This window comes from Streptomyces sp. DSM 41931 (assembly GCF_050271085.1).
GTDB lineage: Bacteria > Actinomycetota > Actinomycetes > Streptomycetales > Streptomycetaceae > Streptomyces > Streptomyces albogriseolus.
Genome location: NZ_CP189902.1, coordinates 5,481,370 through 5,501,331, shown reverse-complemented (window position 1 = coordinate 5,501,331; position 19,962 = coordinate 5,481,370). Strand labels below are relative to the sequence as shown.

Below are 19,962 nucleotides of genomic sequence, written 5' to 3'. Positions count from 1 at the left end.
AGACGGGTAACCCCGCCCGTCCGGGTCACGCACCCTGCCCGCCGCCGGCGACGTTTCCCGCGCCGTCCCGGCGGTTACTCGCGGCGGTGCGGCACCAGACGCACGCTGCCCGCCGCCCGACCTGCCGGAGTGACACCGTGACCGTCTCCGTGGTCCTCTTCACCGCGGACCTGCGTCTGCGCGACCACCCGCCGCTGCACGCGGCCCTGCGGTCCGCGGACGAGGTGGTGCCGCTGTTCGTGCTGGACCCCGGCATCCGCGCGGCCGGCTTCGACGCGCCCAACCGGCGGGCCTTCCTCGCCGACTGCCTGCACGACCTCGACGCCTCGCTGCGGCGCCGCGGCGGCCGGCTCGTGCTCCGGTCCGGGCCGGTCGTCCGGGAGGTCCGCGCGGTCGCCGCCGCGTGCGGGGCCGCCGAGGTGCACATGGCGGCGGGCGTGACGGCGTACGCGCACCGCCGTGAGGAGCGGCTGCGCAAGGAGCTCGGCGCCGCCGGCGTCGCCCTCCGGGTGCACGAGGCGGTGATCACCGCCCTCGCCCCGGGGGCGGTGACCCCGGCCGGCTCGGACCACTACGGCGTGTTCACCCCGTACCTCCGCCGCTGGTCCCGGGAGACCCTGCGAAGGCCCCTCGCGGCGCCCCGCGCCGTACGCGTCCCCGACGGGGTGCGCGGTGAGCCGCTGCCCGTCCGCGCGGACGTGTCCGGCACCTCCCCCGGTCTCCCGCCGGGAGGGGAGACGGCCGGCCGGGACCGGTTCGCGCGGTGGTCGCGCTCCGGGGGCATGGCCGCCTACGAGGACCGGCACGACGACCTCGCGGGCGACGCCACGTCGCGGCTGTCGCCGTACTTCCACTTCGGGGCGCTCTCCGCGGCGGAGGCCGTCCACCGGGCACGCGGGCAGGGAGGTCAAGGCGCGGAGGCGTTCGTGCGTCAGCTGTGCTGGCGGGACTTCCACCACCAGGTGCTGGCGGCGCGGCCCGAGGCGTCCTGGCGGGACTACCGCACCCGGGACGACCGCTGGCGCGGCGAGGACGACGCCGCCGAGGACATCGCCGCGTGGCGGGAGGGACGCACCGGCTATCCGATCGTCGACGCGGCCATGCGCCAGCTGCGGCACGAGGGCTGGATGCACAACCGGGCGCGCCTGCTGACGGCGAGTTTCCTGACGAAGACGCTGTACGTGGACTGGCGGATCGGCGCCCGGCACTTCCTGGACCTGCTGGTGGACGGCGACGTCGTCAACAACCAGCTCAACTGGCAGTGGGCGGCCGGCACGGGCACCGACACCCGCCCGCACCGCGTCCTCAACCCCACGGTCCAGGCCCGGCGCTTCGACCCGCACGGCGCCTACGTACGCCGCTGGGTCCCGGAGCTCGCGGACGTCGACGCCGGGCGGATCCACGAGCCGTGGCGCCTCCCGCCGGACCGGCGCGACGCCCTCGGCTACCCGGACCCGGTGGTCGGCCTGGCCGAGGGACTCACCCGTTTCCGCCGCGCCCGGGGCCGCGACTGAGGCTCCGGTACGGGCCCACGTCACCCTGCCGTGCCGGCCAGCACCTCCCGTGCCGCGCGCGTCCCCGACGCGAGGGCGCCCTGCACGGAGCCGGTCGCCCGGTGGTCCCCGCACACGTACCGGCCGGGCCGCAGACGGGTGGTGCGGCTCAGCGGCCAGGGCGGCACCATCGCCGGCAGCGCGCCCCCGACCGTGCGCACGTCCACCCGCTGCCAGCCGTCCGTGTCGGTGGCGTACAGCTCGGCGAGCCGCCGGAGCACGGTCCGTTCCCTGCCGGGTTCGTCGGTCCCCAGGACGGAGGTGGAGATCAGCGCGGTGCCCGCGGGGGCGTAGGTGGGGGTGACCCGGGAGAGCACGCAGGTGTTCAGGATCGTGCCGGTGCTGTCCACCCGGAGGACCGGTTCGACGGCGGGGCTCGCGTCGGCGGCGTGGTGGTACGTGGTGACGGTGCGGGTGTCCGGCACGGTCAGCCCCGGCAGCAGCCGGGCGGCGGTCGCCGGTTCCGTCGCCACCACCACGGCGCGGGCCGGGACCTCGCTCCCGTCCTCCGTCAGCACCCCGTCGTCGGTGAGCGCGGAGACGGGCGTGCTCAGCCGCAGGACGCCGTCCGGCAGGCCGTCGGCAAGCTGTGCGGGCACGGCGCCGATGCCCTGGGCCGGCAGGCACAGGGAGCCGCGGACCATGCTGCGCCACACCAGGTGGAAGAAGCGGGCGGAGGTCTCCAGCCGGTCCTCCAGGAAGACGCCCGACAGGAACGGCCGGAGGATCTCGTCGATCACGGCGTCCGACAGTCCCGCCCGCTTCAGGGCCGCGGAGGTGGAATCGTCCCGGCGCCGCCTGACGACCGACGCCGGCAGCAGGGCGTCGCAGGCGGTGAGCCCGGCCAGCGCGGCCAGGTCGCGCGCCCCGGGGAGCCGCCCCGGCGTCAGCGCCTCCGCCGCGCCGGACTCCCTGGTCGGGTCGACGAGCCGGACCGGGCCCCGCGAGGTGTGCGCGACGACGCCCGCCGTGAACGGCCGCAGGCGCAAACTCCTGAGGTCCAGGCGCCGCTTGACCTGGGGGTAGGAGGTGTTGAACACCTGGAATCCGCGGTCCAGCAGGAACCCGTCCCGCCGGTCCGTGCGCATCCGGCCGCCCACGCCGTCGGACGCCTCCAGCAGCGCCACCCGCCGTCCGGCACGGCACAGGTCCAGCGCGCACGCCAGACCGGACAGGCCCGCACCCACGACGACCACGTCCGGCGTCCCGCGGCGGTGCTCGCTCATGCTGCTCCTCGGTCGGCCTCGCAGCCGTGGTGGGGAAGGGGGGAAGACGTGGCCGCCCGCGCGGCCCTCCCCTCGCCCCTACCCGCGACCGGCGGGCACAGCACCCGGACGGGGACCATGTCCCCCGGCCGACGCACGGGCGCCACGGAAACGGACGCCACGGAAGCGGCGCCCCCTCCCGCCGGAATCCGCGGGAGGGGGCGCCGTGTACGTGCTCCCCATCCGGGCACCCACTCCGGGACCGATCGGAGGACGCCCATGGCCGACCTGCGACGCGAGGAGACCTCCCGGCCGACCCGCCGGAGCCGCCCGGGATGGCCGACGCTGCTGCTTCTGCTCGCGGTGTGCTACGCCGTGGCCGCGCTGGGCAGCGTCGCCGCCGCCGGCTCCGGCGAGACCTACCGGGCGCTCGACCGGCCGTCCTGGGCTCCCCCGGGCTGGCTCTTCGGCCCCGTGTGGACGGTGCTCTACGGGACCATCGCCGTGGCCGCCTGGCTCGCGCTGCGCGGCGACGGCGACAGCAGCAGGACCGGGCGCGTCCCGGCCATGGTCTGGTGGTCCGTCCAGCTCGCGCTGAACCTGGCCTGGACGCCCCTGTTCTTCGCCGCCGACGCCTACGGCTGGGCGTTCGCCGACATCTGTCTCCTGCTGCTCGCGCTCGCCGCGACGATCGTCGCGTTCGCGCGGCGGCGCAGGGCCGCCGCGCTGCTGCTCCTGCCGTACGCGGCCTGGGTCACCTACGCCGCCGCCCTCAACCTGTCGATCTGGCTGCTCAACGCGTGACAGGGCGCGGTGTCCGGGCTCAGCCGGTGACCGTGATGGTGGAGCTGCCGCTGCTCTGGTAGCCCTCGGTGGCCATGATCATGTAGTACCTGAACTGGCCCAGGTTCATGCCCGCGCGCGCCCAGGCGTCGAAGTGGTTCCCGGTGGTGATGGTGCCGGAGCCGCTGGTCACCTTCGACTGCCGGACGCTCCAGTACTGGTCGAAGGTGCGGGTGCCCTCGACGGAGGGGGCGTTGTACCGGGTCGTCTTGTAGATGTCGTAGGTGCCGCCGTCGCTGTAGACGGTGCCGCGGAACTCGCCGGTGGGCCGGTAGCTGCCCCAGTTGTCGACGATGTAGTACTCGACGAGCGGGTTGGAGGTCCAGCCGTAGAGGCAGCCGTAGCCGTTGCCCGACGGGTTGAACCAGCCGGTGTACCGGACGGTCCGGCGGCCGCCGTTGGCCCAGCCCTTGCCGGCCACGAAGTTGCCGCAGTTGGTCCACCGGGTGCTGTAGCTGCCGCCGCCGTTGAGCGTCATGGAGACGGAGCCGCCGCCGTCGGTCCAGAACGAGTAGTACATGCCGTCGTACCCGGTCTGGTTGGTGGTGATGGTGGTGGCGGCGTGCGCGGTGCCCGGCAGCAGCAGTCCGGACCCGGTGACGGCCGCGGCGGCGCCCGCCCCGGCGCCGACGAGGAAACCGCGCCGGCTCAAGCCGCTGAAGGGGCGCGGGTTCTGCTCGGACTCGTAGCGCTTGCCGTCCTGGTTCATTCGTCCTCCCGATGAAGGCTGGTGGGGGGGCCGGGCGGCTGATGCCACCCGCGGCCTTGCGTGGCCGACCACCGTTACGCCCAAGTGACGCCTGGGCAACGGGGGTTGGCTGTCGTGCGGTGGCCACAGTGTTCGTAGGAGGGCATGAGCGTGTCAACAGTTTCGACAGCCTTTCGGAAACTTCGCCTTCACACCGCGAAGTTCGCGTGATACGTATGCCCAGCTCAAACGCCTGGACCGCCATATACCTGCACCTCGACACACGCACCGCCAAGTGATTACGGCGCAAGCTCCAGAGCGCTCATCGAAAGTTTCGTCGGTCAGGACTGCACACCGCCGGCTCGCCGCGCCGAGATAACGAAGTCCGCCTCGCGACACCACGAAAATCAGCCATCGGCGAGTTCGCGCCGACCGCGCAGACGAAGATGCCGCACCGCCGCCGCACGGCACCTGGCGTCGCTTTCCAGCCAATTCAAGGCTTGAAGCACTTCGTTACCGAGAGCGCTACAACCGTTTCTCGCCGTGACGCGGATCACTGGGTGTAACCGTGAGTTAACCCCGTTTCCACCCGTTTATCACGTTGGACGAGCCGTCAAGATCCGGTTTCGATAAGGGACTTGAACCACGGGGGTGGCGAGATGTCCCCTCGGAGCCGAGAAGGGGGTCTCGATGCGAGGGGCACGGGAGATATTCAGCAGACGCCAGTCATTGGCCATCCTGGGCGGGATCGCGGCGGGTACCGCGCTGCCGCTGGGCGTGTTCGGGTCCCGGCCCGCGTACGCGGCGGACCCGGCGCCGGCCGACGGCGGCGTGGGGCTGCCCGACACCGACCGCGCCAAGGCCGTGCGGGCGTACCGGACGGGCGGCCGCGCGGTGCGCACGGCCGCGGCGGCGGCGCTCGTGGGCAACGCGGACGAGGTGGCCGCGTTCCTCGGCGAGCGGCTGCCGGCGGCCGTGGCCGAGGACAACCGTTTCGCCCTCACCCAGGCCCTGGTCAGCGCGGGCAAGGCGACGCGGGCGGGGATCGGGGAGGCGCTGTCCGGCGGGGACGCGGCCGTCGCCGCCTACCTGGGAGGCGGCTTCCAGTCGGCGGTGCGCGAGGACCTCCGGGTGGCCGTCACCACGGTCAACGCGCACGGCGGCAAGGCCGTGAAGCGGGAGTCCTCCGAGGCGCTGACGACCGGGACGGACTTCGCGCTGCGGTCCTTCCTCAGCACCGGGCAGTACGACGCGCTCCACGAGGACCAGCGGGTCCAGGTGACCACGATCCTCGTCACCGCCTCGCCGCAGGTGCGGGAGTACGCGGAGCGGGCGCTCGACGACGGGTCACCGCGGGCGATCCAGTGGTTCCTGACGACCGGGCAGTACATCGCCCGGGCGCGGGACGAGGAGACGGCCACGATCCAGCAGCTGGTCAGGATCGTGGAGTCGGAGGGCAAGCTCGCCGAGCGCAAGACCGACGAGGCCGTCGAGCTGTCGCAGCAGGCGGTCCAGGCCGCCGAGAAGGCCAAGGCGGCCGCGCTGGAGGCGAAGGCCGAGGCCCTGGCCGCCGAACAGGACGTACAGCGCTCGGCGAAGGCGGCGAACAAGGCGGCGCGGGCCGCCCAGGGCGCCGCGGCCGCCGCGTCGACCGCGGTGTCCGCCTCGCGTACCGCGCAGGCCGCGGCCCGGCGCTCGGTGTCCGCCGCGAACGCCGCCGCCGCGGCGGCCGCCGCGGCGGGGCGCGCCGCGTCGCGTGCCTACCACGCCGCGATCAGCGCGTCGAAGAACGCGAACATGGCGGAGGCCGCCAACCAGGCGGCGCAGGCCGCGAAGGCGATGGTCAGCTGGGTCCGCACCGTGGCCGCGAAGGCCCGGCTCGCGGCCCTCGCCTCCGACGCCGCGGAGTCCGCGGGCCTCGCCGCCGCGGGTGCAGCGGTCGACTCGGCCGCCGCCGCGCGCGCTTCCGCCGACGCCGCCGCGGCCTCCGGCGCCGCGCAGTCCCAGGCCGCCGAGGCGCAGCGCCAGGCCGCGATCGCCGAGGCCGCGGCGGGACGGGCCACCGCGGCCGCGAGCCGGGCCTCGACCCTGTCCCGCAGGTCGGCGGCCGCCGCGCGCACCGCGGCCGCCGCCGCCGACAGCGCGGCCGACCACGCGGACAAGGCGGCCGCCGCCGCCGAGGAGGCGGCCCTCAACGCCGGCAAGGCCGTGGACTACGCCAACCGCTCCACCGCCGCCGCGAACGCCGCCGTCGAGGCCGCGAACAAGGCCTACGACGCCGTCACCGAGGCGCGGGAGGTCGAGCAGGAGGCCCGTGAGGCCGAGATCGCCCGGCTGAACGAGGAGACCGAGGAAGCGATCGAGGTCGCCCGGCAGCAGCGGCGCGCGGAGACCGACCTGCTGGAGCGCGCCAACCAGGAGCGGACGCAGCAGGCGCGGCTGTCCGAGGAACTGGTCGCGCTGATCACCGCGATGGACACGGCGTTCGCCGAGGGCCGGACCGGGGAGGCCGTGGACAAGGGGCGGCAGGCCGCCGTCCTGCTCCTCGACCGGTCCGGTACGTGGACCCGGGAGGCCGCCGAGTTCGCGCTGGCCGGCTCGGACGAGGACGTCCTGCGCTGGATCGAGGCCGACCGGCTGATCGCCCTGGAGCAGGACAACGCGGAGAACGCCGCGGCCGTCGCCGCGATCTCCACGCGCAAGGTGGCCGAGGCCGCCGCTGCGGCGCTGGGCACCGAGGACGCCGCCACCGTCAGGACGTTCCTGGAGAAGGGCGCGGTCGAGGCGGCCCGGGACGACAACGAGGTGGAGGTCACCACGCTCCTCGCGGACCCCGCCACCGGCACCGCCGTGCGCAGGGCCGCCGAGGCCGCCCTGGCGGACGGCTCCGCCGAGGCGCTGCACACCTTCCTGCACGTGGAGCGCGCCGCGGCCGTCCACGAGGACGACCGGGTGGCGGCCACCACGCTGCTGGCGAGCGGCGGTCCCTACGTACGGGCCGCGGCGCAGGTCGCGCTCGAGGGCGACACGCACATGCTGCGCCAGTTCATCGGGACGACGCAGCACGAGTTCGCGCGCATCGACCACGACCACGCCACGCACATCAGCGCGATCCGCGCGGCCATCGCCCGGGCGGCCAAGGTCGCGCAGGACGCGCTCGAGGACGCGGCGTACGCCTCCGAGGCCGCGGCGCTCGCCCGCCAGGCCGCCGAGGAGGCCACCGAGTGGTCCGACAAGGCGAAGGGCTGGGCGGCCGACGCCAAGACCTCCGCCGAGGAGGCCCGCAGGAACGCGGAGGCCGCGGAAGCCTCCGCCGCCTCCGCCGCCAGGTCCGCGCAGACCGCCGCGAACGCGGCCGCGACGGCCCGCAAGGCGAGCGCCGTGGCGCGGGACGCGGCCAACCGGGCCGTGCGCTCCGCCTCGACCGCCGCGGCCTACGCCGCCGACGCACAGGCCTCCGCGACGAAGGCGCGGCAGGCGGAGCTGGCGGCGGGCAAGTCCTACGCCCAGGCGGCGAGGGCCGCCACCGAGGCGCGGATCCTGGTGATCCAGGCCGCGATCCGGCAGGCGATCCAGGACGCCATCGACAACTCCAAGGTGCCGATCGACGGCAAGACCGGGCTGCCCGACGGCGCGGAGAGCTGTCTGACGCCGTTCGGCGACCCGATCGAGCACAGCAACAGCACCAACCCGTGGGAGCTGGGCTGGAGCTGGCTGTCCGGCGACGGCCCCCGCTCGCAGTGCTTCGGCCCCAACGACGAGTTCACCCGCCTCTACCGCGAGCACGCGCACACCAGGGGCGTGATCGCGTACTTCCTCAGCGAGTGGCAGCGCACCGGGAAGTACCAGCTGGGCAAGACCTACATGTACGACTACCAGCTCAGCGGCTTCGACGGCGTCGGCAAGTACCTCACCGACTACGGCACGCTCACCACGGCCGGGCTCACCGGCAACCTCGCGTACACGTTCCTGGGCTCGCACCAGGTCCGGATGACTCCCGTCCGGGAGAACGCGGACGGTTCGGTGACCTGGCGGTACACCGCGTACAACGAGTCGGACATCGAGTCGGCGACGCACCCCCCGGTCATCGGGTACACGGACTGGTGGAGCGACACCGTGGGCGCGTTCGTCGACAAGGTCGTCGGTGACGAGGGGCCGATGTCGCCCAAGACCCAGGTGATCGAGTTCGACGTCACCCTCGGCCCGTGACCCGCGGGACGGCACGGGCACGGTGGCTGTCCGCCGTGCTCGCCGTTTCCGCCCTGCTCGTCTCGGGGTGCTCGGAGAAGGTCGACCCGCTCGAACTGCCCGGTGTGTACCGGAGCGACGACGGCGGGCGGATCGAGCTCTCGGCGGACGGGACGTTCACGGCCGCCGGGGTGACCACGGACGAGGGCGCCGAGCCGGCCGACTTCAGCGGCACCTGGGACTACCAGAAGCCGAGCACGTCCGGCGACTTCGTGTACCTGGGCGTGGAGGACGGCGGCCTCGGCGCCACCGGCGGGATCCAGCTCTATGTGGAGGACCAGAACACGCTGTACTTCCAGCTCGATCCCGACGGTCCCGTCACGCAGACGTACGACAGGGCGAGCTGAGCCGCCCTCTTCCCCAAGGGCGCGAGCCCGAGAGATCCGACCTTCTAGGACTGTGATGAAGACACGCAACACACTCGTGCGCCTTCTGGGCGCCGCGGCCACCGCCGGCGCGCTGGCCTGGGCCGTGCTCGCCCAGGGCGGCGCCGCCGCCGGTTCCCCGGCCGAGGCCGTCGCCGGCGACGCGCCCGGCTACGCCGTCGAGGACTACGCCTACCCGAACGCCGACAAGATCCTGGCCGAGCAGAACATCGTCCTCAAGCGCGGCGACGGCCACATCGTGCTCGCCGACTGCGCCGCCGGGGCCGACCTCCTGCGGTTCCTCGCCCGCGACCGCGAGGACGTCTGCTTCGACGTCACCGCCGAGACCGGCTTCCTGACCCTCGAACTGCCCGCGGTGCACGGGGTGAAGACGGACGACTCCGCCAACACCCACCTGGAGATGACGGCCGAGGACGACCAGGTCGAGTACGACATCCCGGCGGACACCTGGGCGGGCGTCGGCGAGTCCGTCGACGGCCGGGAGCACGTCCTGGTCGAGATCCACGTCACCAACTGAGGCCCCGCCTCCCCATGATTGAGGAACCCACCTTCATGTCCTTCATCAGACGTCCTCGGCCGGCCGCGCTCTGCGCCGTCCTGGCCGCCGGGTCGCTCGCGCTGAGCGCGGCGCCCGCCCTCGCCGTCACCGGCGGCACGCCGGTGGCCGCCTCGGACACCACGTACGCCTACACGGCGAAGATCACCGTCGGCGCCCACGACCGCGGCTGCTCCGCCGTCCTCGTGGACCCCGAGTGGCTGCTGACCGCGGCCAGTTGCTTCGCCGAGGACCCGGCCGCCTCGCTCGCCGTCCCGGCCGGCGTCCCCGCCAAGGCGACCACCGCGGTCGTCGGCCGGTCCGACCTCACCGGCACGCAGGGCGCCGAGCGCCGCGTCGTCGAGCTCGTGCCGCGCACGGACCGTGACGTGGTGCTGGCCCGCCTCAGCCGGCCCGTCACCACCGTGACCCCGGCGGCGTTCGCCGGCGCCGCGCCCGCGGCCGGCGCGGAGCTGACCTTCGCCGGATACGGCCGGACGAAGACGGTGTGGGCGCCGAACCAGCTGCACACCGGGGTCTACACCGTGGACTCCACCGCGGCCGCCTCCGTGAACGTCACCGGCAAGGGCGGGGTCGCCGCCTGCATGGGCGACGCCGGCGGCCCGGTCCTGTCCGGCGGCACGCTCGTCGGCCTCACCAGCCGGTCGTCCCAGGGCGGTTGCCTCGGCACCGACGAGACGCAGACCTCCACGGCCGGCGTCGTCGCGCGCGTCGACGACCTCGCCGCCTGGGTGGCGCAGAAGGCCGGCGCCACCCGCATCGCCGACTTCAACGGCGACGCCGTCGAGGACATCGCCGTCGGCGACCCGATGGCGACGGTCGGCGGCGACACCACCGCGGGTCTGGTCCGTGTCGTGTACGGCGGCGGCAAGGGCACCGCCGAGATCACCCAGGACCTCGACTGGGTGGCCGGCGGCGCCGAGCCCGGCGACCACTTCGGCAACCACCTCGCGACCGTCGACTACAACGAGGACGGCTACACCGATCTCGTGGTGTCCGCGTCGGAGGAGGACCTCGGCACCGCGACCGACGCCGGCTTCGTCGACATCCTGTTCGGCGGCAGGAACGGTCTCGGCACCGGTCCGGCCGCGCGCCACCTCGAGCAGGGCGCCGGCACCGGCTCCATCGGCACCGCCACGCCCGAGAGCAACGACCGGATGGGCGCCGCCCTCGAGGCGGGCACCACCGCCGAGGGCAGGCCGTGGGTCCTGATCGGCGCGCCGGGCGAGGCGATCGGTTCGCTCGCCAAGGCGGGCGCCGCCTTCTACGTGCACGGCGACACCAGCATCGACATCAACCAGGACTCGCCCGGCGTCCCCGGCGCGGCCGAGGCGAACGACGCCTTCGGCACGGCCGTGACGGGCGACTCCAACTTCATCGCCATGGGCGCTCCCGGCGACGCCATCGGCGGCGACGCGAACGCCGGCAACCTCGCCGTGTTCAGCCACACGCTGGACGCCGCCGGACGGCCCACCCTGGTCACGGGGCTGGACCAGGACAACGAGAAGATCAACGCCGGGGCCGAGGCCGGTGACAAGTTCGGCCAGGCCCTCGCGCTCGTCGCCTACCGCCCGGCCGGCGCGGCCACGGCCACCGACTCGATCCTCGCGGTCGGCGCGCCGGGCGAGGCCCTGGCGGCGGAGACCGGCGGCGCGCAGCTGGCCGAGGCGGGCAACGTCCTCCTCCTGCAGATCAAGGGCGACGGCACCTGGGACTACCTGCGGGCGCTCAACCAGGGCTCCGGCAGCGACGACCGCTCCGGCACCATCGAGGCGGGCGACCGCACGGGCGCGTCCCTGAGCGCCGTCAACACCGCGCCGCGACAGGTCGGTTCGGCCGAGACCCTGAAGGTCGCCGTGGGCGTCCCCGGTGAGGACCTCGCGGGCGTCACCGACGCCGGCGCCGTCCACACCTTCTCCCTGATGGGCGCGGCGGGCGCCAACGACTCGTGGATCGAGGCCGGCGACGGCGACGGCGTCCCCGGACCCGCGAGCGCCGGCGCCAAGCTGGGCACGAGCATCCACTTCACCCCGCGGAACCTGTACGTCGGCATGCCCTACGGGCCCGCCGCCACCGGGGCCGTGCACGTCCTGCCGTTCGCGAACGCCGTGACGGGCGGCACCAGCGCGCCCGCCACCACGTACCAGCCGGGCCAGGGCGGACTCCCCGCCCACGGCGAGTACTTCGGCTACGCGGTGCGGTAACGGACGCGGGCGCACCACACCACTCCAGGCCCCGCCGGGCTGCGCCCCGGCGGGGCCGCTCGCTGCCCGGGCGGGCCGCACCGGCTCCTCCGTGCGGGAGATGTGAGCTACCGCCCGCCCGGTGACGGTCCCTGCGCCGTCACCACCAGCGCCGCCTGGTCGTCGTCGACCGTGCGCCCGCTCGTGAACGCCCGGATGTCCTCCGTCAGCCTCCGCACGATGTCCGTGGCGGCCGGGCGGGCCGGAGTGGAGGCCAGGGCCTCGGCCAGGCGGGCCTCTCCGTACTGTTCCGTGCCCGCGGCTCGGCACTCCGTGATGCCGTCGGTGTAGAGCACCAGGCTCTCCGTCGGGCGCAGCGTGAGGCGGACGGCGTCGAGCCGGGGCGGGATGCCGATGCCGATCAGGCCGCCGTGGGCCTCGACCGACGTCACCGTGTGGCCGGCGTCCAGCAGGAGGGGCGGGGTGTGGCCCGCCCGCACCAGCTCGACGGCGAGTCCGTCGTCGACCGGCGTCAGATGGCCGTAGACGAGCGTCACGAAGCCGTTGTTCTCCTGGGAGCTGCGGTCGTTCAAGGCTCTGTCGACGGCCTTGACGACGGCGACCGGGTCGTCGAGGAGCGGGGCGACGGCTCGGGCGGTGTGCCGGACCAGGGCCGTCGTGGTGGCGGCCCGGGCGCCGCGTCCGCAGACGTCCCCGAGGACGAAGGACCAGCTGCCGTCCCCGCGCGGGAAGACGTCGTAGAAGTCGCCTCCGATGTCCAGCCCTTGGCCGGCCGGGTGGTAGAAGGCCGCCACCTGCGCGCCGGGGACGTCGGGCAGGTCCGGCAGCAGCAGGCCGGTCTGGAGGTCACGGGCGAGGGCGGCGCGCTGCGCGTACTGGCGCGCGTTGTGCGCGGCCGACGCGGCGCGGCGGGCCACTTCCTCCGCCAGCGCGATCCGGTGACCGTCGAGCGACGCGTCGTCCGTCGCGTAGAGGCTCAGCACGCCGAAGGGGCGCTCCCGGTCCATGAGCGGCACACAGACGTAGCCGGTGACGCCCAGGTCCTGCCACGGTCCGGGACCGGGCGGGGTGCGGCGGGCCACTTCGGTGTGGCCGGTGGCCAGGACCCGCGCGACGGCGTCGTCCTCGGTCTCCCGGACGGCGCTGTGGGAGGCGAGCAGGCCACGGGCGCGCCCGGTCGTGGCGGCGGCCGCCGCCCGGTGCACCCGTCCGGCCTCCAGGACGTCCACCGCGGCGAGCGGGGCCAGCGCCGGGACGGCCAGGTCGGCCAGGCGTCGGAGTGTCTGCCCCTCGTCCAGCGGGCCGGCCAGCGCGGTGCTGACGGTCAGCAGGTAGGAGAGGTCGTCGCGTGCCGCCTTCTCCCGGGCGTCGGCCGCCCGCCGGGCCTGCTCGGCGTGGTGCCGCTCGACGGCGAGGGCGGCGGTGTCGACGAAGAGGCGGGCCAGCGCGAGGTCGGTGTCCTCGGGGGCGCGCGGTGTGCGGTGGTACATCGCGAACGTGCCCAGCACCCGCCCGTCGCGCCCGAGGATCGGGGTGGACCAGCAGGCGGCCAGCCGCGCCCGGCCGGCCAGATCACGGAAGTCGTCCCACAGGGGATCGGTGGCGATGTCGGTGACGATCACCTTCCGCCGCCGGTGGGCGGCCGTGCCGCAGGAGCCGACGCCCTCACCGATGGCGATGCCGTCGATGGCCTGGTTGTAGAAGGCGGGCAGGCTGGGGGCGGCGCCGTGGCGCAGACGGCGGCCGTCCTCGTCCGCCAGCAGCACCGAGACGATGACGTCGGGAGACAGCTCCTCGATCACCCGGCACATGCCCTCCAGCACCTCCGGCAGGGGTGCCTGCCGGGCGATCTGCTCCAGGAGGGCGCGCTGCTCGGCGGCGAGCCGCCGGGCGTGCTTGACCTGGGTGGTCTCCACCCCGATCATGCGGACGCCCACGATGTTGCCGCCGCTGTCGCGGCGGGCCTCGTAGGTGAAGTCGACGTACGCCTCCCGGGCCCGGCGGCCGACGCCGAGGACGACGCGGGTGTCCCGGCCGACGTGCCGCTCCCCCGTCCGGTAGACCTGGTCGAGCAGCCGGAGGAAGCCCTGGGCCTCCAGCTCGGGCATCAGATCGCCCAGCGGCACACCGGTGCGTTCCCGCCGCCCGCCCCCGATCGCGGCGAAGAACGCGGGGTTGGCGGCCTCCAGCACATGGGCGGGCCCCGCCATGGAGGCGAACAGCGCGGTCGACGTCCCGAACAGCACCGACAGGTCCCCGTCCGGGTCCCGTACCGCCGGTGACGGGCGTGGCCCCTCCCCCGGCCGCGGTTCCCGTTCAGCGCTCATCTCGTCCCCTCCACCGGCCCGTGCCCGCCGCCGGACCGTGTGTCCTGGCGTCCCGGCTGCCCCGGACTCCGCCGCCCATGACGCAGTGTGGCGCAACGCACCGGAGAGCGGCGCCCGCGGTCAGGGCAGGCGCGTCCGGAGCGGGATGCGGGACCGTCCGCCCGTGCGGGGCGGGTCATCGGGACGAGCCGACCCCGCCGACGGCATCGTCGGCGCCGTCCTCCGCGCCCTCGGCCACGTCCAGCGCCGCCAGCGCGTCGGCGACCGTGTCGTGCACGGGGAGCAGCTCGGAGATGCCGGTCATGGTCACCATGCGCAGGAGACGCTCGGGAACACCCGCGATGCGGAGCGAGCCGCCTGCCTCCTGGCTGGCGTGCAGCAGGACGATGAGGGTGCTGAGGCCGGTGGAGTCGACGAAGTCCACCTGGGCCATGTCCAGGACCAGGTGCGGAGCGCCATGTCCCACAACGGTCAGCGCCTCCGCCCGCAGGACGGGCCCGGTGTGCAGATCGACGTCTCCGACGACGGTGACGACGGCTGTGCGCTTCCCGGTGTAACGGACTGTCGTGTCGAGGGTGTCACTCACCTGGGACTTCACTCCTGAACGGGTGGCTCGGGCACAGTGCGGCTTCCCCGGTGCGGGCCGGTCAACCCTGCGGCCCGATCCGCGGGCCGGAGACGTGGACGGGGACCAGGCCGGCGAGACCCGAGACGGTGAGGACGGGCTCGAGCAGCGGCGCAACGATGAGTTCCAGCCTGTCGGCGTGGGCGAACAGCACGCTCAGCCCCGCGCTGTCGAGATACTCCACCTCCGTCAGGTCCACGACGAGGGGACCGGGACGGCTGTCCAGGGCCTCCGCCAGACGACCGGCGTTGCTCATGTCGATCTCGCCGGCGACGGCGAGACGGGCGGCGCCGTCGGGACCCCGTCCGGGCGCGAGCGTGAGCGTGGTTGTCATCAGGGGATCCTCATCTGCATGTCGACGGTGGTGCCGGACGGGCCGGGGGAGACGGTGACCTGCTGCATCATCGCCCGCATCAGGGACATGCCCCGGCCACGGTGCGCGTTCGCCCCGGGGTGCGGATCCTTCCACCGCCCGCTGTCGGCCACCGTCACCCGCAGGGTGTCCACCAGCGCCACGGCGCGCAGCCGTACACCCTCCCCCGGAGCGTGCCGGTGGCCGTGCTCGATCGCGTTCGCGCACGCCTCGCCGACGGCCACGAGGACGTTCTGCACCGCGTTCGGGGGCAGCTCGCACCGGGCGAGCCAGCTCCGCAGCGCCTTGCGGACGGGGGCGAGCTGGGAGGACTCGGCCGGGAAGGTGATGTCCAGCGGTGCGGGATGGCGGTACAGCAGCAGCGCCACGTCGTCGTCGTACCCGCCGGCTGGAGCGAGCCTCGCCATCACCGCGCCGGCGAGGTCCTCGACCGGCAGGTCGCGGCCCTCCTGCACGGCGTCGCCCGCCCGCTGGATGCCCGTGCTGAGCGGCAGCCGCCGGCGTTCGACGAGACCGTCGGTGTACAGCAGCAGCGTGGCCCGGGCGGGAAGGGCGCACGTGGCTTCCGGGCGCGTCCGGCCCGGCCGTACGGCCAGCGGCAGGGCACGTCCCTCCTCCAGCAGCCGTACGGTGCCGTCGCGGTGCACGAGGACGCCCGGCGGATGACCGGCGCTGGAATAGGTGAGCTCTCCGGTGGCCGGGTCGAGCACCCCGCAGAACACGGTCGTGCACACCGCGCCCGCCACGCCGGCCGCGAACCGGTCGAGCGCCGCCAGCGTGCGGCCGGGGCTGGGGTCCTGGAGCAGCAGGGCGCGGCAGGCACTGCGCAGCTGGCCCATGACGCTGGCCGCCTCCAGGCCGCGTCCGACGCAGTCGCCCACGACGATGCCGATGCGCCCGTCCGGCAGGGTGACGGTGTCGTACCAGTCGCCGCCCACCTCCAGCGGGCGGGAAGCGGGTTCGTACCGCACGGCGAAGCCGTCGGGGAGCCGCGCGGGACCGAGAATCGCGCGCTGGAGCGCGATCGCGGCCTCCCGCTGCTGGTCGATCTGGTGCGCCCGCACCAGGCCCTGCGCGAGGTGCCCGGACAGCAGCGACAGCAGCAGCTGGTCCTCGGAGGTGAACGGCCGGTCTCCGCCCAGGTCGACCCACAGGGTCAGCGGGCCCCGCGGGTGTTCCAGCAGGACGCCCGCGCCGCTGTCCTCCGTGACCACGGTGAGCGGGGGACGGCCGCGCAGCGCGCCGAGCCGTTCCCGGCGTCCGTCCGGCAGGTTCTCCCACCGCAGGTCCGGGTCGGTCGCGGTGAGCGCCGGGGTGTCGTCGCCGTCGAAGACGGCGGCCAGCACGACGTCCGCGTGCCACAGCGACCGCAGCTGGTCCAGCGCGCCGGACAGCGCCTCGGGCATGCTGGAGGCCCGGGACAGCGAGGTGCTGAGCGCCGCGAGCGCCGTCTCACGCTGGATGGCGTAGTGCTCGGCGGTGACGTCACGGAAGGTGCCGACGGTGACCTGGCGTCCGGTGTCCGGGTCCTCGGCCTTGTTGTAGGTCACGGCGACCCACCGGCGGCGGCCGTCGCGGCGGGTGACCGGCACGGTGTGCGAGCCCTGCGCGTTCTCCAGCAGGCCGGCGAAGGCGTCGCCGACCTGCTCGCGCGCGACCGGGTCGGTGTCCGGGTCCGGCCACCACGGGGGGACGGGGGCGTACGGCAGGTCCTCGGGGCCGTAGCCGAGGATGTCGGTGAAGGCCGTGTTGATCTCCACGACGGCGCCGGACTCGTCGCAGACGAAGAACGCCTCCTGGAGCGAGTCGATGAGCGCGGTCCGCCAGCGCAGGTGGTGGCCGCGCAGCCGGGCCAGTTCGACGTTCGCGCGGACCCGGGCGAGCAGTTCGGCGGCGGCGAAGGGCTTCACCAGGTAGTCGTCGGCGCCGGCCCGCAGTCCTTCGATCGACGCCTCCTGCCCGGCCCTGGCCGACAGCAGCAGCACCGGCACGGAGGCCGTACGGGAGTCGCCGCGCAGGCGGGTCACCAGCTCCAGCCCGTCCAGCCGGGGCATCATCACGTCGCTGACGACGAGGTCGGGCGTGCGGCGGCGGACGGCGTCGAGGGCCTCGACGCCGTCGGTGACGGCGGTGACCTCGTATCCCCCGGCGGTCAGGATGCGGGTGAGGTACTCGCGCATGTCGGCGTTGTCGTCGGCGACCAGCACGCGGGCGCTGCGGGTGTCACCGGCGTGCGAGCCGAGCGGGGCGGCCTCCGTCTCCTCCGAGCCGTCGTCGGCCGCCGCGCCCGCCGCGCTCACGGGAAGCCAGCGGAGGGCCTCGTGGACGTACGGGTCGGCGGTGGCCGAGGCCCGGGCGCCGGCCGGCTCCGACACCACGGAGCCCTCGGGCAGGTGCGCGGTGCCGAACGGCACCCGGACGGTGATGGCGGTGCCCTTGCCCTCGGCGCTCTCGGCGTCGATCGTGCCGCCGTGCAGACCGACGAGTTCCCGCACCAGGGCCAGTCCGATGCCGCTTCCCTCGTTCGACCGGGAGCGGGCGTTCTCGATGCGGTGGAAGCGCTCGAACAGCCGGGGCATCTCCGCCTCGGGCACGCCGGTCCCGGTGTCGGCCACGGTGACCACGGCGTGCGGGCCGGACCGGCGCACGGCCACGCGGACCGTTCCCTCGAAGGTGAACTTCAGCGCGTTGCTGAGCAGGTTGAGGATCACCTTCTCCCACATGGTGCGGTCCACGTGCACCGGTTCGTCCAGGGCGGGGCAGTCCACCTCGAAGGTGAGTCCGGCCCGCTCCATGGCCGAGCGGAAGACGCTGGCCAGCTCCGCCGTCACCGCGCCCAGTTCGACCGGCTCGTAGCGGGCCTGCATCCGGCCGGCCTCGATGCGGGAGAAGTCGAGCAGCGTGTTGACCAGTTTGCCCAGCCGCAGCCCGTTGCGATGGATGGCGTCGAGTTCGGTCCGTACGTCCTCGCCCGCGTCGGCGAGCCGGGTCCGCAGTTCCTCGACCGGCCCCATGATCAGGGTCAGCGGGGTGCGCAGCTCATGGCTGATGTTCGAGAAGAAGGTGGTCTTGGCCCGGTCCAGTTCCGCCAGTTCCTCCGCGCGCCGCTGCTGCGCCTCGTAGCTGCGGGCGCTGCCGATGCCGGAGGCGATGTGTCCGGCCGCCAGCTCGACGAACCCCCGGTAGCGCTCGTCCAGGTCGCGGTAGCGGTTCAGGCCGGCCACGAGGAAGCCGTACGGCGCGCTGCCCTGCTGGAGCAGGGGCACCACGAGCGCCTCCACGGGCGGCTCGGGCCGGCCGCCGCCGGGCAGCCCGACGAACGGCGCGCCGGTCAGCGGGACCAGGCGTGTCTCCCCCTCGGCCAGCGCCGCGACGGGCCAGACGCCGTCGTCGCCGGCGACGGGGAGGACGCGGGGTGCGACAGGCGTACCGGGGGTGACGCCGGTCGCGCCGACGAGCCGGGCGTCGCCGCCGTCGAACAGGTAGGTCAGGGTGAAGGGCAGGTCCTTCGGGTTGCGGGACAGCTGCCGGTCGGCGAAGGCCAGCACCTCCTGCTCGGTGCGGATCACGCTGGGGTCGGAGCCCAGGTCCCGCAGGGTGGCCATGCGCCGCTCGCCGATCACCCGCTCGGTGTCCTCGCTGACCACGCACAGCATGCCGACGACGTCGCCGGCGTCGTCCCGGAGCGGGCTGTAGGAGAACGTGTGGTAGGTCTCCTCGGTGTAGCCGGACCGCTCCAGGAAGAGGAGCAGCCCCTCGTCCCAGGTGGCCCGGCCCGTGCCGAGCACGGCGTCGATGCGCGGGCCGATGTCCCCCCAGATCTCCGCCCACACCTCGCTCGCGGGCCGGCCCAGCGCCCACGGGTACTTACGGCCGAGCGTGTCGCGCCGGTAGGCCGCGTTGCAGAAGAACGTCAGCTCCTCGCCCCACGCCATCCACATCGGGAAGCGGGAGGAGAGCAGGATGCTGACGGCCGTCTGCAGGCTCTGCGGCCACTGCCGCGGCGGGCCGAGCGGCGTGGCCGTCCAGTCCACCCGGGCGAGGTCTCCGCCCACCTCCGGGTCCGCGGTGAACACCTGTGCGTCGACGTCGGCTCGCGCCCCGCTCACCGATCGGCCTGAACGCTCCACGCGACGCCCTTCTCCTCATACCGGCCCGTGCCCTCCCGTGAAGCCCGCCCCGCCCCGTCGCGGATGCCGGAAGCCGCACCAACGGGACGTCTGAGGGCGATCACGACAGACGCAACGTTCCCCCGATCCGGCGGGCGACACCCCCTTGTCTGCGTCGTCGTGCGGCGGGGCGTCCTGGCCGGCGGCCGGTTCCGGCCGCGACTCGGCGGAGTCACGGCCGGAACCGGGGCCCGTCGCCGGAGCGGGGGGGGACTACCAGGAGGACTTGGTGACCCCCGGCAGGAAGCCCGCGTGGGCCTGCTCACGCACGCGGACACGTGACAGGCCGAACTTCCGGAGGTGACCGCGGGGCCGCCCGTCCACGCTGTCCCGGTTGCGCACGCGGGTGGCGCTCGCGTCGCGGGGCTGGCGCCGCAGCTCTTCCACTGCGGCCCGGCGTTCGGCGTCGGTGGAGGACGGCCGGCGGATGATCTCCTTCAGCTCCGCACGCCGGGCCGCGTACCGCTCGACGACCGCCTTGCGCTTCTCGTTCTGCGCGATCTTGCTCTTCCTGGCCATCAGATCTTCCCCCCGCGGGCGCGGATGCGGGCCACGGCGGCTTCGACGCCGATGCTGTCGACCGTCTTGATCGCCTTGGCGCTGAGCGTCAGCCGGACGTACCGGCCCTCACTCGGCAGCCAGTAGCGCTTGCGCTGGATGTTGGGGTCGAAGCGGCGCGACGTGCGCCGGTGCGAGTGGGAGACGGTGTTGCCGAAGCGCGGCCGGGCGCCGGTCAGTTGGCAGTGGGCGGACACGGTCGTACCTACCTCTCGTCGGGGACGGCT

At 74.3% G+C, this 19,962-nt stretch carries 14 protein-coding genes; 6 read left to right on the top strand and 8 right to left on the bottom strand.

Annotated elements, in window-relative coordinates; translation table 11 throughout:
- The first annotated feature begins 137 nt into the window (after positions 1 to 137).
- Positions 138 to 1,514, top strand: a complete 1,377-nt coding sequence (locus ACP7TJ_RS25370; RefSeq protein WP_401539906.1) for a cryptochrome/photolyase family protein — start codon at positions 138 to 140, stop codon at positions 1,512 to 1,514.
- A 20-nt stretch (positions 1,515 to 1,534) separates the two neighbouring features.
- On the opposite strand, the gene ACP7TJ_RS25365 is transcribed toward ACP7TJ_RS25370, so the two are convergent.
- A complete protein-coding gene (locus tag ACP7TJ_RS25365; protein ID WP_427765567.1) occupies positions 1,535 to 2,779 on the bottom strand; it encodes an NAD(P)/FAD-dependent oxidoreductase in 1,245 nt (414 codons plus the stop codon).
- Positions 2,780 to 3,037: 258 nt separating this feature from the next.
- On the opposite strand from ACP7TJ_RS25365, the gene ACP7TJ_RS25360 reads away from it, so the two are divergent.
- Positions 3,038 to 3,562 (top strand): TspO/MBR family protein, encoded by a 525-nt coding sequence (locus ACP7TJ_RS25360; protein WP_093766398.1) that lies wholly within the window; start codon positions 3,038 to 3,040, stop codon positions 3,560 to 3,562.
- A 19-nt stretch (positions 3,563 to 3,581) separates the two neighbouring features.
- On the opposite strand, the gene ACP7TJ_RS25355 is transcribed toward ACP7TJ_RS25360, so the two are convergent.
- Positions 3,582 to 4,310 carry a glycoside hydrolase family 11 protein gene (locus ACP7TJ_RS25355; RefSeq protein ID WP_093766399.1) on the bottom strand — a complete coding sequence of 243 codons (729 nt, stop codon included), beginning with the start codon at positions 4,308 to 4,310 and terminating at the stop codon, positions 3,582 to 3,584.
- 669 nt (positions 4,311 to 4,979) lie between these two features.
- On the opposite strand from ACP7TJ_RS25355, the gene ACP7TJ_RS25350 reads away from it, so the two are divergent.
- The 4 genes from ACP7TJ_RS25350 to ACP7TJ_RS25335 are packed head-to-tail and all read left to right on the top strand — an operon-like array spanning position 4,980 to position 11,683.
- Positions 4,980 to 8,498 carry an ALF repeat-containing protein gene (locus ACP7TJ_RS25350; RefSeq protein WP_266401574.1) on the top strand — a complete coding sequence of 1,173 codons (3,519 nt, stop codon included), beginning with the start codon at positions 4,980 to 4,982 and terminating at the stop codon, positions 8,496 to 8,498.
- Positions 8,495 to 8,884, top strand: coding sequence for a hypothetical protein (locus ACP7TJ_RS25345; protein WP_367495770.1), 390 nt, complete (start codon positions 8,495 to 8,497; stop codon positions 8,882 to 8,884). Before ACP7TJ_RS25350 ends, ACP7TJ_RS25345 begins: the two co-directional genes overlap by 4 nt.
- 55 nt (positions 8,885 to 8,939) lie before the next feature.
- Positions 8,940 to 9,440 carry a hypothetical protein gene (locus ACP7TJ_RS25340; RefSeq protein WP_093766401.1) on the top strand — a complete coding sequence of 167 codons (501 nt, stop codon included), beginning with the start codon at positions 8,940 to 8,942 and terminating at the stop codon, positions 9,438 to 9,440.
- 35 nt (positions 9,441 to 9,475) lie between these two features.
- Positions 9,476 to 11,683, top strand: a complete 2,208-nt coding sequence (locus tag ACP7TJ_RS25335; RefSeq protein ID WP_427765561.1) for a S1 family peptidase — start codon at positions 9,476 to 9,478, stop codon at positions 11,681 to 11,683.
- A 107-nt stretch (positions 11,684 to 11,790) separates the two neighbouring features.
- On the opposite strand, the gene ACP7TJ_RS25330 is transcribed toward ACP7TJ_RS25335, so the two are convergent.
- The 6 genes from ACP7TJ_RS25330 to rpmB all read right to left on the bottom strand — a co-directional run bounded on the left by ACP7TJ_RS25330 (position 11,791) and on the right by rpmB (position 19,932).
- Positions 11,791 to 14,010 carry a SpoIIE family protein phosphatase gene (locus ACP7TJ_RS25330; protein ID WP_427765559.1) on the bottom strand — a complete coding sequence of 740 codons (2,220 nt, stop codon included), beginning with the start codon at positions 14,008 to 14,010 and terminating at the stop codon, positions 11,791 to 11,793.
- A 175-nt stretch (positions 14,011 to 14,185) separates the two neighbouring features.
- A complete protein-coding gene (locus ACP7TJ_RS25325) occupies positions 14,186 to 14,596 on the bottom strand; it encodes an STAS domain-containing protein (protein WP_093766545.1) in 411 nt (136 codons plus the stop codon).
- A gap of 61 nt (positions 14,597 to 14,657) precedes the next feature.
- On the bottom strand, positions 14,658 to 14,969 hold the full coding sequence (locus tag ACP7TJ_RS25320) for an STAS domain-containing protein (protein ID WP_093766404.1): 312 nt from the start codon (positions 14,967 to 14,969) through the stop codon (positions 14,658 to 14,660).
- Positions 14,969 to 19,138 carry a SpoIIE family protein phosphatase gene (locus ACP7TJ_RS25315; protein WP_427765555.1) on the bottom strand — a complete coding sequence of 1,390 codons (4,170 nt, stop codon included), beginning with the start codon at positions 19,136 to 19,138 and terminating at the stop codon, positions 14,969 to 14,971. The genes ACP7TJ_RS25320 and ACP7TJ_RS25315 overlap by 1 nt, the downstream gene beginning before the upstream one ends.
- 252 nt (positions 19,139 to 19,390) lie before the next feature.
- On the bottom strand, positions 19,391 to 19,696 hold the full coding sequence (gene rpsN, locus ACP7TJ_RS25310; protein ID WP_093766406.1) for a 30S ribosomal protein S14: 306 nt from the start codon (positions 19,694 to 19,696) through the stop codon (positions 19,391 to 19,393).
- Positions 19,696 to 19,932, bottom strand: coding sequence for a 50S ribosomal protein L28 (gene rpmB, locus ACP7TJ_RS25305; RefSeq protein ID WP_093766407.1), 237 nt, complete (start codon positions 19,930 to 19,932; stop codon positions 19,696 to 19,698). Before rpmB ends, rpsN begins: the two co-directional genes overlap by 1 nt.
- Between the last annotated feature and the right edge of the window lie 30 nt (positions 19,933 to 19,962).

Excerpts from the sequence above, each read along its gene's own strand:
- ACP7TJ_RS25365 (WP_427765567.1), bottom strand. The coding sequence starts at position 2,779 with ATGAGCGAGCACCGCCGCGGGACGCCGGACGTGGTCGTCGTGGGTGCG.
- ACP7TJ_RS25360 (WP_093766398.1), top strand. The coding sequence starts at position 3,038 with ATGGCCGACCTGCGACGCGAGGAGACCTCCCGGCCGACCCGCCGGAGC.
- ACP7TJ_RS25355 (WP_093766399.1), bottom strand. The coding sequence starts at position 4,310 with ATGAACCAGGACGGCAAGCGCTACGAGTCCGAGCAGAACCCGCGCCCC.
- ACP7TJ_RS25350 (WP_266401574.1), top strand. The coding sequence starts at position 4,980 with ATGCGAGGGGCACGGGAGATATTCAGCAGACGCCAGTCATTGGCCATC.
- ACP7TJ_RS25340 (WP_093766401.1), top strand. The coding sequence starts at position 8,940 with ATGAAGACACGCAACACACTCGTGCGCCTTCTGGGCGCCGCGGCCACC.
- ACP7TJ_RS25335 (WP_427765561.1), top strand. The coding sequence starts at position 9,476 with ATGTCCTTCATCAGACGTCCTCGGCCGGCCGCGCTCTGCGCCGTCCTG.
- ACP7TJ_RS25330 (WP_427765559.1), bottom strand. The coding sequence starts at position 14,010 with ATGAGCGCTGAACGGGAACCGCGGCCGGGGGAGGGGCCACGCCCGTCA.
- ACP7TJ_RS25320 (WP_093766404.1), bottom strand. The coding sequence starts at position 14,969 with ATGACAACCACGCTCACGCTCGCGCCCGGACGGGGTCCCGACGGCGCC.
- rpsN (WP_093766406.1), bottom strand. The coding sequence starts at position 19,696 with ATGGCCAGGAAGAGCAAGATCGCGCAGAACGAGAAGCGCAAGGCGGTC.